The 12,709-nt window shown below is 47.6% G+C and carries 10 protein-coding genes and 1 tRNA gene; 9 read left to right on the forward strand and 2 right to left on the reverse strand.

The features are described from left to right. Positions 1-76 precede the first annotated feature (76 nt). The 3 genes from QUA70_RS01210 (at position 77) to QUA70_RS01220 (ending at position 2,298) form a co-directional block, all read left to right on the forward strand. Positions 77-925 (forward strand): mechanosensitive ion channel family protein, encoded by an 849-nt coding sequence (locus tag QUA70_RS01210; RefSeq protein WP_333327164.1) that lies wholly within the window; start codon positions 77-79, stop codon positions 923-925. Positions 926-972: 47 nt separating this feature from the next. Then, positions 973-2,112, forward strand: a complete 1,140-nt coding sequence (locus QUA70_RS01215; protein WP_333344763.1) for a patatin-like phospholipase family protein — start codon at positions 973-975, stop codon at positions 2,110-2,112. Between the two features lie 97 nt (positions 2,113-2,209). Continuing rightward, a tRNA-Ser gene (locus QUA70_RS01220) sits at positions 2,210-2,298 on the forward strand. Positions 2,299-2,449: 151 nt separating this feature from the next. Here the strand turns inward: QUA70_RS01220 and QUA70_RS01225 are convergent. Further along, positions 2,450-3,388, reverse strand: coding sequence for a serine hydrolase (locus tag QUA70_RS01225; protein WP_333344765.1), 939 nt, complete (start codon positions 3,386-3,388; stop codon positions 2,450-2,452). 95 nt (positions 3,389-3,483) lie between these two features. On the opposite strand from QUA70_RS01225, the gene QUA70_RS01230 reads away from it, so the two are divergent. Both QUA70_RS01230 and QUA70_RS01235 read left to right on the forward strand, forming a co-directional pair. Continuing rightward, positions 3,484-4,215, forward strand: coding sequence for a C40 family peptidase (locus QUA70_RS01230; protein WP_333344767.1), 732 nt, complete (start codon positions 3,484-3,486; stop codon positions 4,213-4,215). Positions 4,216-4,260: 45 nt separating this feature from the next. Continuing rightward, entirely contained in the window at positions 4,261-5,265 is a 1,005-nt protein-coding gene (locus QUA70_RS01235; RefSeq protein ID WP_333327157.1) for a glycosyltransferase family 2 protein, read from the forward strand. A gap of 133 nt (positions 5,266-5,398) precedes the next feature. Here the strand turns inward: QUA70_RS01235 and QUA70_RS01240 are convergent, their stop codons facing one another. Then, complete coding sequence (locus tag QUA70_RS01240) at positions 5,399-6,571, reverse strand: IscS subfamily cysteine desulfurase (RefSeq protein WP_333344769.1); 1,173 nt, start codon at positions 6,569-6,571, stop codon at positions 5,399-5,401. A 96-nt stretch (positions 6,572-6,667) separates the two neighbouring features. Between QUA70_RS01240 and QUA70_RS01245 the strand changes: the two genes are divergently transcribed. From QUA70_RS01245 to QUA70_RS01260, 4 genes are all read left to right on the forward strand, one after another. After that, entirely contained in the window at positions 6,668-7,336 is a 669-nt protein-coding gene (locus QUA70_RS01245; RefSeq protein ID WP_333344771.1) for a hypothetical protein, read from the forward strand. Between the two features lie 192 nt (positions 7,337-7,528). After that, positions 7,529-8,851: a four-carbon acid sugar kinase family protein gene (locus tag QUA70_RS01250; protein WP_333344772.1), complete on the forward strand. Its 1,323-nt coding sequence runs from the start codon at positions 7,529-7,531 to the stop codon at positions 8,849-8,851. Positions 8,852-9,273: 422 nt separating this feature from the next. Beyond that, positions 9,274-10,425, forward strand: a complete 1,152-nt coding sequence (gene ldpA, locus QUA70_RS01255) for a circadian clock protein LdpA (RefSeq protein WP_333344774.1) — start codon at positions 9,274-9,276, stop codon at positions 10,423-10,425. 177 nt (positions 10,426-10,602) lie between these two features. Next, positions 10,603-12,372: a R3H domain-containing nucleic acid-binding protein gene (locus tag QUA70_RS01260; RefSeq protein WP_333344776.1), complete on the forward strand. Its 1,770-nt coding sequence runs from the start codon at positions 10,603-10,605 to the stop codon at positions 12,370-12,372. Positions 12,373-12,709: the final 337 nt, after the last annotated feature.

A 12,709-nucleotide genomic window follows, 5' to 3' on the forward strand; every position in this document is an offset into this window, starting at 1 on the left:
CCCTGTCGGAATCTCGGAATAAGCGATAAGACTGAGACTGCAATTCTCAATTTCCAATTCCCAATTCCCAATTAACATGACAGTTATTCAGACGTTTTTACCAATAGCCCAAACCTTCTATTCTCAGCTAAATGCAGAAAGAACACAAGCCTTGGAACTAGCCCAAGAATTCTCGAAAAAATTCGTAGAATTGGGGTTTAAAATTGTACCTCAACTGCTGTGGGCGATCGGCATTTTGTTAATTACCCGATTTGCGATCGACTTTGCCGGCCGCGTGACTCGCCGAGCACTGAGTCGCACCGAAGCCACGCTGCGGAAATTCTTAGTTCAAGCTGCCGAAATTACGATTTTGGTAGTGGGAGTAGTCGCCGCTTTGAGTCAGTTGGGAATTCAAACTACCAGTGTGGTTGCGGTGGTGGGTGCAGCGGGTTTGGCGATCGGTTTGGCGTGGCAAAATACTTTGTCCCACTTTGCTGCTGGGGTAATGTTGATTAGTTTGCGGCCCTTTGAAGTCGGAGATGGGATTGAAGCTGCGGATGTTAAGGGAGTGGTGGACAGCATCGGGATTTTTTCCACAACCGTGGTGACAGACGATCGCATAAAAATTATTGTCCCGAACAATCAGTTGTTTAACGGTACACTGAAAAATACAACGGCAATGGGAACGAGGCGAGTAGACTTGAAGATTGATATTGGCGATCGGCCAATTCGTCCGACAGTAGCTGAGTTATTAGAAATTGCCCACTCTCACCCGCTGGTGTTGGAAAATCCGCCCCCGACTTGTTTGGTGGCCGAGATTACTCCCGATACAACTATTTTATCTCTCCGACCTTGGTGCGCGTCGGTGGCCTACGAACAAGTGCGATCGCAAGTTCAACAATACGTCAAAGAGGCAATGGATGCCGAGAAAAATCAAGAACAATAGATATAAATCTCAAATCTAAAACCTACAATTGATCCGAGGTATTTCCCATGAGCAAGTGGTATCCGCAGCAAATTTTGCAAGAACCCGGTGTCAGGATCACCCCAACCGAGAAACAAACAATTCTCAGCAAATTTCCGCCTCCCGACGAAAACGGTCAAATCTATGCCGACGGGGTTTTTGAAGGCGGCGGCGTGCGCGGAGTTGCCTTTTTAGGAGCACTCAGGTGCTGCAACGATTTGGGCATCCGGTGGCGAAAATTGGCCGGCACTTCGGCAGGTGCAATTACTGCCGCAGTATTGGCAACCGACTTGTCAATTGATGATTTAGAGGAAATTTTAGGACAGCTCGATTACAGCATATTTTTAACTCAAAAAAACAGTCCTCTAATTTTAAACGGCGACCCCGCCGACGACTTGCAATCTCCTGCTTGGACTCTACTTTTCTTAACAGTTAGCCGTCAAATGGGAGAATATTCGGCGCAGCCTTTCCGGCAGTGGCTGGAAGCAATGCTCGGTCGAGGTAACTTGCACACTTTTGCCGATGTCAAACAAATCGTAAAAGACCGGGAATTAAAAGTAGTAATATCCAACCTCACTCGCGGTGAAATGTTGGTGCTTCCCGACGACTTGCGGCGGCAGGAATCGGCGGATTCCGATGCTTTATACCAGCAGTTGCAGCTCACACATCCAGAAGATTTTAGCGTGGCTGAAGCCGTTCGGTTGTCGATGAGTATTCCGCTATTTTTTGAACCGGGAAAACTGGGCGATGACTTAATTGTAGATGGCGGAATTCTGAGCAATTTCCCCCTGTGGATTTATGACAAACCATCCGTCGGTTCGACTCCCGCTGTGCCCCGCTGGTTTACCTTTGGGTTTCGATTAGTTGATACTGGAATTGAGAGTAAAGTTAAGATTGATACTCCGCTGTCGATGCTGGCGGCGATGTTCCGAACGATGATGAAAGCAAGAGACCGCTATCACCAGCGGGAAATGGATAAAGGCAGGGTGATTAATATTGATGTGACTGACGCTGGGGTGACGACGACGGACTTTAATCTCGATGGCGATCGCAAGGCTCACCTGTACCGCTTGGGATATTTGTATACTAAGAGGTTCTTTTTGAGTTCCAATTTTAGTTGGGAAAAGCACTTGAAGGCTAGGGGCTTTGGGGAAGAGGCTGGAGGTTGAGGTCGCAAAAAGTATACAGAGTAAGGGATTGAGGAATTTTTAAATTAGGGGTTGGCAAAAAGAAGATGTGTGTGCTATAGTTAGTTACTGTCATCTTGGAGAGGTGGCTGAGTGGTCGAAAGCGGCAGATTGCTAATCTGTTAAGGGTGTTAACATCCTTCGAGGGTTCAAATCCCTCCCTCTCCGTTCTAGAGCTTCTAGGAAAAAATTCCTTTTAATCAAATTTTTTGACTGGCTAGAAGCCCATCCCACAAAATTTTGTGGGATGGGCTTCTAGCCAGTCAAAATTATTTTTGCAGTTCAAGTCTCGTCTAGCCGCAATAATCAACTACTAAATCTAATTCAGTGTCTTCATCGCTTCGACAAATTGCCGCGATATAAATGGCAAAATTTCTTCATTCTTGCTATTCTCTTTGCCCTCGGTAAATACAACCAACAAATACGGCCGCAAGCCGGATATTTCAATATAAGCAGCATCGTGACGAACTTGACTTGTCAGTCCTGCTTTTGACCACAATTTTGCTGATTCTGGCAATCCGCCACCTAAAAAACCTGTAACTTGATTTTCAGGATCTGCCTCTAATTCTGCGGGGTCTAAACTGCGTTTCATTAAACCCATCATTTCTTGGGATGCTTGGGCAGAAACAGCTACGCCACCGATTATACTGTGCAGCAAACGCGCCGCTGCATTTGTGGTCAGCATATTTCTATTTTCCATTAATTCTCCCAGAAATGCTCGCTCGCGACCGTAGGGGCCGTCACACCAGGTTTTTTGATTGGCGTTAATATTTTGTAATTCCGGCCAATCCAATGATTGAAAGTAACGGTTGATGATGTTTCGCTGCTGTTTCCAAGTTTCAAAGGGGGCTGGTGATAATTCTGGGCCGCTGGTGGTGCCGGTGAGGGCGTCTACTACTAAACTGGTGGCGTCGTTGCTGGAATCAACTATCATATCTCGGACGGCGCGTTCTAATTCTGGCGATGTTTTAATCATGCCTTTTTGCGCCCATTCCCAGATGGCAACGAGGTAGAATAATTTGACGATGCTGGCGGGATAAATTCGTTCGGAACTTCTGGCGCTAAAACCTCGCGGTTGATATTTCCAAAATTCTTCTGCACTCAGGGCACCGCCTGTATTGACTCGCACCGGCGGATCGTAGACTATCCAGGTAATGGCTATACGATCGCCACTTAATCCTGTAAATTCTGCTTTTGCTGCGTCTATAATGCTACTGCCGAGGGTTTCTAATTGTTCGTCTTTGTGGAAAAATGTCATGGTTGATGGCTGACGGTTAACGGTTAACGGCTAGCAGCTAATGGCAATCTATCGTTAAATGCGAACAATTAACAGCAAACAATGAGCAATTAGCAATGGCCAATTATCAATTATCTGATGTTGTGGAGTATCGGGCGCGATCGCACATAAATATTTACGATTCCCCAAAGTGCGATCGATTGGCCACTCAAGCAGCGCTGGGGCGGCATTTGCGAGTAGTTGACCCCCCCCAGCTTAGGTCGGGGGGGAGAAATGGCATAGACTCGGTTGTTCAGGGGGATACAACGGCTGTGATGGTGTGGCTGTGCGAAGATGATTATCCCGGATGGCTGGATATTCGAGATGTTCAGTTGCTCGATGTGGCAGAAACAGTGTATCATCCTCTGATGGTTTCTGAGACCCAAATCAAGGAAAAATTACCAATTGTAATTACTTTTGCTCGCGAGGCTATGCACCAATCCAATTATTATCTTTGGGGCGGTACAGTCGGGCCGAATTATGATTGTTCGGGCTTGATGCAAGCTGCTTTTGTTGCTGCGGGCATCTGGTTGCCGAGGGATGCTTATCAGCAGGAAGCTTTTACTAAATCTATTAGTATCAGTGCTTTAGAACCGGGGGATTTAGTATTTTTTGGTACGCCAGAAAAAGCAACTCACGTAGGATTATATCTCGGAGATAATCGCTACATTCACAGTTCGGGACAAGCACAAGGTCGCAACGGTATCGGTATCGATGTTTTGTCGGAGGATGGCGATCTAGTCAGTCAAGCTTATTACCAGCAATTGCGGGGGTATGGTAAAGTTGTGGCAAGTTATCAACCTAGTTAGTTGTTAACTGTTGACTGTTGACTGTTGATGTTATCGAATAAATAAATGGACGCTGCATTATTTTTGGAAAAATTGGCTGCACAGCAGGCTGGCGCGGAGGTTGTTCTCGACGTGTCGGTGGTGGTGCCGGTGTATAATGAGGTGGAAAGTTTGCCTCATTTGATTGAGGCGATCGCCTCTTCTATCCAACCATCTGGACTCAGCTATCAAATTATTTGTGTAGATGACGGTTCTAAGGACGGTTCTGCTGAACTTCTCCAGCAGTTAGCCAGCAGTCGCGATGACCTTTGTGCTGTAATTTTGCGTCGCAATTACGGGCAAACTGCTGCCATGTCCGCAGGTTTCGATCGCGCTCGCGGCCGTGCTATTGTTACCCTAGACGGCGATTTGCAAAATGACCCGGCTGATATTCCGCTGTTGTTGGCAAAGTTAGATGAAGGCTACGATTTAGTTAGTGGCTGGCGGAAAAATAGGCAAGACAATACTATTAGCCGGTTGATTCCTTCTAAAATTGCGAACTGGTTAATTGGTCGCGTTACAGGCGTAACTTTGCACGACTACGGCTGTTCTTTGAAAGCTTATAAATCCGAGTTGGTAGCAGACTTGAATCTCTACGGGGAATTGCACCGCTTTTTGCCTGCTTTGGCGTTTATTGAAGGGGCGAGAATTGCAGAAATTCCAGTGCGACATCACGCCCGCCGTTTCGGTCAAAGTAAGTACGGAATTTGGCGGACTTTTCGGGTGTTGATGGATTTGTTAACTATTTCTTTTATGAAAAAGTTCCTGACTCGACCGATGCACGTTTTTGGACTTTTGGGACTGAGTTCTATGACGTTGGGAACGGTTTTAGGAATATATTTGAGTTTCGTGAAATTTGGTCTCGGTCAAAGTATTGGCAATCGTCCTTTGCTGATTTTGGCTGTGGTTTTACTGTTAACTGGTGTGCAGTTATTTTGTTTTGGTTTGCTGGCGGAAGTGATGATGCGGACTTATCACGAGTCGCAGGGAAAACCAATTTATCGGGTGCGCGAGGTATTTGGTTCTAAGTAAGGGGTTGCTCCCAATTGTACTCTGTGATAAACAGAGGAAAAGTTTTGAGTTGTAAGTTAAATAATTTAAAACTCAAAACTCAAAACTACTTCCTAATCTTCACTTCTCTCATCTAAACTCTCAAATCTCAAATCTAAAATTGATTGACTTTTTGAGCTTGTCGGAGAGATGTAATAGTTGCGATCGCGTGTTGGGAAACTGCATCTATTTCTGCTTCGGTATTGAACCGGCCAATACCAAACCGAATTGAAGCATAAGCTAATTTGTCCGATCGCCCGATCGCTGCTAAAACATGAGATGGAGAAATTTTCGCCGAAGTGCAAGCAGAACCCGAAGAAACTGCCGCCGCCGGTTGCAAACCCAACATCAACGCTTGACCGTCAACGCCGCCTACACTAATATTGAGATTCCCCGGCAATCTCTTCGTAGCGTGACCGTTGAGAACAACATCGCCCAATTCACTCAAGTTTTCCCACAAACGCTGCCGCAAATTAACAACTCGTTCTGTTTCCGACGGCATTTCTGCAATTGCCAATTCTACTGCTTTGGCAAACCCAACTATTTGCGGTGGGTAGAGAGTTCCCGATCGCATTCCCCGTTCGTGGCCTCCTCCGTGCATTTGCGGCGCTAGCTGCACTCTGGGTTTGTTGCGGCGCACGTAGAGAGCACCGATCCCTTTTGGCCCGTAGATTTTGTGGGCTGTCAAGGACATTAGATCGATATTCATCTCCTCTACGTCGAGGGGAATTTTGCCGATCGCCTGTGCCGCATCTGTGTGAAAAAGAATGTCATTTCCGCGACAAATTGCTGCAATTTCTGCGATCGGCTGGATGACGCCAATTTCGTTGTTAGCCGTCATCACTGAAACTAAAATTGTCTCCGCGCGAATCGCTTTGATCAAATCGCCTATATCAATCAGCCCGTCGCTTTTCACCGGTAAAACAGTAATGTCAAACCCCAATTTTTGCAAATAGGTACAGGGGTCAAGAATTGCATTGTGTTCGGTTTTTACTGTGATAATGTGCTTTCCTTTACTGAAATAAGCTTCGGCGATACCTTTGATCGCTAAGTTATTTGCTTCGCTGGCGCCGCTGGTAAAAACAATTTCTTCTGGAGAAGCATTGATCGCTTCTGCTATGATTTGTCGTGACTGTTTTACCGCTGCTTCTGCTTCCCAGCCGTAGACGTGGTTGATACTGGCTGCGTTGCCGAATTGTTCGGTGAAATACGGCAGCATCGCATCAAGTACCCGTTGATCTACGGGGGTTGTGGCGTGATTGTCGAGGTATATAGGACGTGCGGACATAGTGCAGTTTTGGGTGAAAAAAGTGTTAGGTTTATTGTAGACGAGCCCCTTGTTCTACTACAAAACTTTATAATTAACAAATATTTGTGAAGATTTATGCGAGCTGACATTCAGGGATTAGAAATTACTGTTGGTGAGCTCAAGCACCTCACAGGCGCGCGGCCCGATCGCGTATACCGGCCGCCGACAGCGACTAAGTTTGCCCGCGAAGCTTTGAAAACAGTCGGTTTAATTGTTTTGCTTCTAATCAGTTGTTGGCTAATGGTTGCGATATTTCCTAGAGCTTATTTGTTGTGGTTCGCCTTTCACTTGGTTGCGATCGTCGGTTTAATCCTTGAGGATGCGTGGAAAATTCGGTGCAGTCGGCAAAACAAAGATTTAATCAATCTTTTTGATGATGTCGATCGCTATAATGGTATAATCGAAGCGATCGCCATTAATGATCAGATAGAAGATGCTGGCAATGCGGGAGTCAAAATGGGCGATCGAGCAAAAGTTATTGAAGCCTTGCAGCTAATCAGAGACGATTTAGTCAGAGCTTTGAAAACCGAGCGAATTCTCAGGGAAAACAAAAAATTTGTCGATACTAACTCCGAATTGTTTGCCAATAATTTGAGAACTTTGAATGCCCTGCAAATTAGCGATAGAGCCAGCGAACAAGGACGATTGCTCAACGAAGCTTTGCAAGTAGCTGTGGGAGTTCAAGCAGAAATGAAAAAGTTGCAAGATCGAAACGCTGCTAATTTTAAAAATGGCAAAACTTAGTAGCTTGCACGGCTGCGTGCGCCTCTTACCCAGTAGCAATAGGCAGCTTACTGAACCCAGCGAACTCAAACACATTCTCCAAATTAGGAGTTATGAAAATAGTTAAAAAAATATCATAACTATTGTAAATTTTTTCCTGTTACGTAACAGGTAAGGATATCTTGGAAAGGTGACGTTAACAACCAGGTCAGTATGTCTTCTGCCAAACCCAAGATTATAGTTCTCGACGACGATCCGACTGGTTCTCAAACCGTGCACAGTTGCTTGCTGCTGACACGTTGGGACGAAGACACCCTGCGTTTGGGGCTGCGGGACAAGTGCCCGATTTTCTTCATACTGACAAATACTCGATCGCTAACTCCCGAAAAAGCAGCCTCCGTCACCCGCGAAGTGTGCCAAAATCTCAAAAAGGCGATCGCCAGCGAAGAAATCGAAGACTTCCTAATAGTTAGCCGTTCCGATTCTACCCTGCGCGGCCACTATCCCATCGAAACCGACGCGATCGCTGAAGAACTCGGCCCCTTCGACGCTCATTTTCTAATTCCCGCCTTTTTTGAAGGAGGCAGAATTACCCGCCACAGCGTGCATTACCTAATGGTTAACAGCGTCGCAACGCCTGTTCACCAAACCGAATTTGCCAAAGATTCAGTCTTTGGCTACAGTCACAGTTACCTCCCCGACTATGTAGAAGAAAAAACCAAAGGTCGCATCCACCATGATACTGTCGATCGCATTTTACTCGAAGACATCCGCTATGGAAGTTTAGATCGACTGATGGAGATGACAGACAACCAATGTGCAGTTGTGGACGGCGAAAGCCAAGCCGATTTAGACACATTTGCCAAACACGTTCTCGATGCAGTCAGTCAAGGCAAAAAGTTTTTATTCCGCAGCGGGGCGAGTATTTTAACATCCTTAGCTGACCTCGGTCACCAGCCAATCGCAGCCGACAATATGGCAAAATACGTGAGGGGTGGCAAAGCGGGTGCAGTAATAGTTGGTTCCCACGTTAAGAAAACTACTGAACAATTGGAACGCTTGTTAAAAGAACCCAATATAGTTAGCATTGAATTAGATGTATCTCACTTGCTAGAAGATTCACCTGAGTATCGCACCCAAATGCTCGATGAAATTCTGGAAAAAGTCCGCACTTCTCATGCCGATGGCAAAACACCTGTAATTTATACAAGCCGCAAGGAACTCGAATTTGAAAATGCAGAAGTCCGGTTAAAATTTGGAGAGGCGGTTTCTGCTTTATTGATGGATATCGTGCGAGGACTGCCTGCGGATATCGGGTTTTTGATTAGCAAGGGCGGCATTACTTCTAATGATGTTTTGAGTACCGGTTTGTCGCTGAAAAGTGTCAGGCAACTCGGTCAAATTATTGCAGGTTGTTCGGTGGTGAAAACCGATGCAGATCATCCTCTGTTTCCCAATTTACCTGTAGTTTTGTTTCCCGGAAATGTGGGGGATAGCCATGCTTTGGCTACGGTTTACAAGCGGCTAAGCAAGTAGTATAGCTCGTTGAATCGCAGATTAACGCAGATGAATGTACCTTCAATTCAGGTAGAATGTTCATCTGCGGTTCGTCGATGGGTTTCAATGCTCGATCGAACTTTATGGCAATTGTTACTGCACGGCAACTTCAAAAAAAATCTCTAGCCAACTTTTCCCTTGTCAAATCCACCACCATAGGATATAATTGAAAGTCTGTCTGTAACTAAAGCCGATCGCCCCATCTCCCAATCGCCCCTCAGCAGTCGCTCTCAAAAAAATCAAATTTAGGAAAAAAAATTAAGGCAGAACTCTACATATAGAGCCAACAGCGCAACAGCTACTGCTATCAGTAGCGTTTCCAGCTTGTACACGGCTAAATTTTAAAATCAAGTAGAAATTTCCACATAGTAATTTTTAGCTGAAAGGATTAGCATATAAGGGTGACAGAACATTATCATCCCCTAAACTCATTAAAAGATGGCCATTGGTTCAAGCTGATCTGTGGGGCGAGCTTTCAACACCTACCTGCTGTACGGAATCTTACCTTGGCTTACACCTTAGCAGGCGCTGACTGTATCGATGTCGCGGCAGATCCCGCCGCCGTCGCAGCAGCGAAAGAAGCCCTACAAGTGGCCAGCGAATTACAGGCAAGAACTCAAAACCGCAGGTTTGGCGGCAAAGGGTTGCCGTGGCTGATGGTGAGTTTAAATGATGGGGAAGACCCGCATTTTCGCAAAGCCGAATTCAACCCAGCCGATTGTCCGGCGGACTGCTGGCGGCCGTGCGAAAAAATATGTCCAGCCGAAGCAATAGTTTTTCAGAGTGCTGGCAGTGGTTTTTCCGGGGTGATAGACCAGCAATGCTATGGCTGCGGTCGCTGTCTGCCGATTTGTCCGAGCCAACTGATTTATACTCGTTCTTACGTGTCTGCTCCCGCCGCGATCGCACCTTTAATCTTGCAATCCGGTGCGGACGCCCTAGAAATTCACACGCAAGTAGGCAGAGAGGCAGATTTTGGGCGACTTTGGTCGAGCATAGCTCCTTGGGTCGGTCAACTCAAGGTAATAGCAATTAGTTGCCCCGATGGAGACGGTTTGATTGATTATTTGCGGACACTCTATCAAATAATTTCCCCCCTTCCTTGTCCCCTAATTTGGCAAACGGACGGTAGGCCAATGAGCGGAGATATCGGAACAGGAACTACTAGAGCCGCAGTCAAACTCGGTCAAAAAGTTTTGGCTGCCCAGTTGCCGGGATACGTGCAACTTGCAGGTGGCACTAATGCTCACACTGTCAGCAAGTTGAGAGCCGAGGGACTGATGAAGGATGGCGGGAAAAATTTGTCAGATCCCCCTGTCCAATATATTGCAGGTGTAGCTTACGGCAGCTATGCCAGGGTTTTGCTATCGCCAATTTTAGAACAGTTAGAAACAATCCAGACCGATCGAGCCTATGCCGTTCCGGTGGCAGTCGCGCGGCCAGGAGCCGGAGTTCAAACATCTCGGCTACCTCAGCTCGAAGCCGTCCCAGAACTTCTCTCACAGGCCGTGAGTTTAGCTCGTTCTCTAGTTTCCCCGCTCAAAGAATTTTAGTCAGTAGTCATTAGTCATGAGTCATTAGTCATGAGTCATTAGTTAGTGGTTAGTAGTTAGTAGTTAATTCCAACAACAACTGACAACTGACACATAACAACTGGCCACTGGCAACTGACAACTGTTAACTGACAACTGACTAAAAAGTTGAAAACGTCACCGAACACATCGAGGCGAATGCAGATTACAGACGACCTCAACAGATTATTAGACATCGTGCCAGATGAGATCCGGCAGCCCTTAGAGCAGCACCCGCAGCGCAACAATCTCATTGAGATTGTCATGGATTTGGGCCGCCAACCTGAAGCTCGTTTTCCATCCTTGGCCGAACCTCTTTCCCAAACGCCGATTACCAAGGCACACCTCAACTATTGCATCGAGCGAGTCGGCCACTTCGGCGGCGACAACCGAGCCGGTATCGAGCAAACCCTGCACCGAATTAGCGCCCTTCGCAACCGCAGCGGCGAGATTATCGGCTTGACTTTGAGGGTGGGCCGCGCTGTGTTCGGGACGATCGGCATTATCCGCGATTTAGTGGAAACCGGTCAGTCAATTTTGATGCTAGGCCGCCCCGGGGTTGGCAAAACCACGGCCCTGCGGGAAATTGCCCGCGTGCTCGCCGATGACTTGGAAAAACGGGTGGTAATCATCGACACCTCCAACGAAATTGCTGGAGATGGAGATATTCCCCACCCAGCGATCGGCAGAGCTCGCAGAATGCAAGTTTCCCGTCCCGAACTCCAGCACCAAGTCATGATCGAAGCAGTGGAAAACCATATGCCACAAGTGATCGTGATTGACGAAATCGGCACGGAACTCGAAGCTTTGGCGGCTCGGACGATCGCCGAAAGGGGCGTGCAGTTGGTCGGTACCGCCCACGGGAACCGGATCGAAAACTTGATGAAAAACCCGACTCTGGCAGATTTAATTGGGGGCATCCAAGCGGTGACGCTGGGAGATGACGAAGCAAGACGGCGCGGTTCTCAAAAGACGGTTTTGGAGCGCAAAGCACCGCCAACTTTTGAAATTGCCGTCGAAATGCTCGAACGCGAGCGCTGGGTAATCCACGAGCGAGTTGCAGATGCGATCGACACTTTGCTGCGGGGACGCGAACCGCACCAGCAAATCAGAAGCGTCAGCGAGACTGGAGAAATAATTATCGAGCGCGAGTCAGCCGCTCCCCCCGCCCGGTTTCCGGGGATGGCAGCTTCCAGCGGCTCGGCTGCTGTATCGGCAATCCGGCCCGTCACACCGATCTCAGGGTGGCGGAGTGCTGGCAAAATGGTGCCGATGCCCGCTCCCAGCGAGAACTTCGCTGCTAAAAGTGCGCCGGTTTCTGAGACTCGGTATTTCGAGCAACTGCTCGAAGAATCCCTGTCCGTCGAACCGGTACCCAAGGCGGCCGGACGCTATTCCCATAATGTCGGCCCTAACGGCGAAGATTTGCCCCTCCACGTTTATCCTTACGGCATCCCTCGCCACCAGCTCGAACAGGTGATTTCAACGCTGAACCTGCCGGTGCTGCTGACGAAGGATATTGAGAGTGCTGACGTGGTTGTGGCTTTGCGATCGAACGTTCGGAACCAGTCGAAATTGAGGCACTTGGCCAAAACTCGCCAAGTTCCCGTGCACACAATTAAGGCCGCCACTATTCCCCATGTAGCCAGAGCTTTGCGGCGTCTGTTAGACATGGATGACCCCGGCACCCCGGAAGTGGCAGACCTCGCCTTATTCGCCCGCAGCGGTTCTTCTGATGAGCTCGAAGCTCTGGAAGAAACGCGCTTAGCAGTCGAGCAAATTGTCATTCCGAAGGGACAGCCGGTGGAACTCCTGCCCCGTTCTCCTAACGTCCGCAAAATGCAGCACGAACTTGTGGAACACTATCACCTGAAGTCCCACAGTTTTGGGGAAGAACCAAATCGTCGCTTGCGGATATATCCAGCTTAAAGTTGGAGATTAGTGCTTTTGAAGGCAGAAGGTAGAAGGCAGAAGGGATAATTTTTTCCTGGCTTGTGTCTTTTACCTTTTGCCTTTTTCTTTTGAGTAGCTGGCAAGTTTCTGATATGATGTGGTGTGACACTGTTCTTGTTAATGCGATCGGCTAAATTCCCAATTTATAATTCCCAATTTATAATTCCCAATTCCCCATATTTGGAATACACGAGCTTACAAGTTCCCCAATTCCTAATAGTTCAGCTACGCACTTCCCTTCGGCTCCCTTCGGCTTCGCCAACGGACGAGCCGCCGGCTAGCAACTATGCTCAGCACAAACTCATCAGCACCT

This window comes from Microcoleus sp. LAD1_D5 (assembly GCF_036702115.1).
Classification (GTDB): Bacteria; Cyanobacteriota; Cyanobacteriia; order Cyanobacteriales; family Microcoleaceae; genus Microcoleus.

What these genes read in the sequence shown, in the direction of transcription:
- QUA70_RS01210 (WP_333327164.1), top strand. Translation starts at nt 77, where the DNA reads ATGACAGTTATTCAGACGTTTTTACCAATAGCCCAAACCTTCTATTCT.
- QUA70_RS01215 (WP_333344763.1), top strand. Translation starts at nt 973, where the DNA reads ATGAGCAAGTGGTATCCGCAGCAAATTTTGCAAGAACCCGGTGTCAGG.
- QUA70_RS01225 (WP_333344765.1), bottom strand. Translation starts at nt 3,388, where the DNA reads ATGACATTTTTCCACAAAGACGAACAATTAGAAACCCTCGGCAGTAGC.
- QUA70_RS01230 (WP_333344767.1), top strand. Translation starts at nt 3,484, where the DNA reads ATGGCCAATTATCAATTATCTGATGTTGTGGAGTATCGGGCGCGATCG.
- QUA70_RS01235 (WP_333327157.1), top strand. Translation starts at nt 4,261, where the DNA reads ATGGACGCTGCATTATTTTTGGAAAAATTGGCTGCACAGCAGGCTGGC.
- QUA70_RS01240 (WP_333344769.1), bottom strand. Translation starts at nt 6,571, where the DNA reads ATGTCCGCACGTCCTATATACCTCGACAATCACGCCACAACCCCCGTA.
- QUA70_RS01245 (WP_333344771.1), top strand. Translation starts at nt 6,668, where the DNA reads ATGCGAGCTGACATTCAGGGATTAGAAATTACTGTTGGTGAGCTCAAG.
- QUA70_RS01250 (WP_333344772.1), top strand. Translation starts at nt 7,529, where the DNA reads ATGTCTTCTGCCAAACCCAAGATTATAGTTCTCGACGACGATCCGACT.
- QUA70_RS01260 (WP_333344776.1), top strand. Translation starts at nt 10,603, where the DNA reads ATGCAGATTACAGACGACCTCAACAGATTATTAGACATCGTGCCAGAT.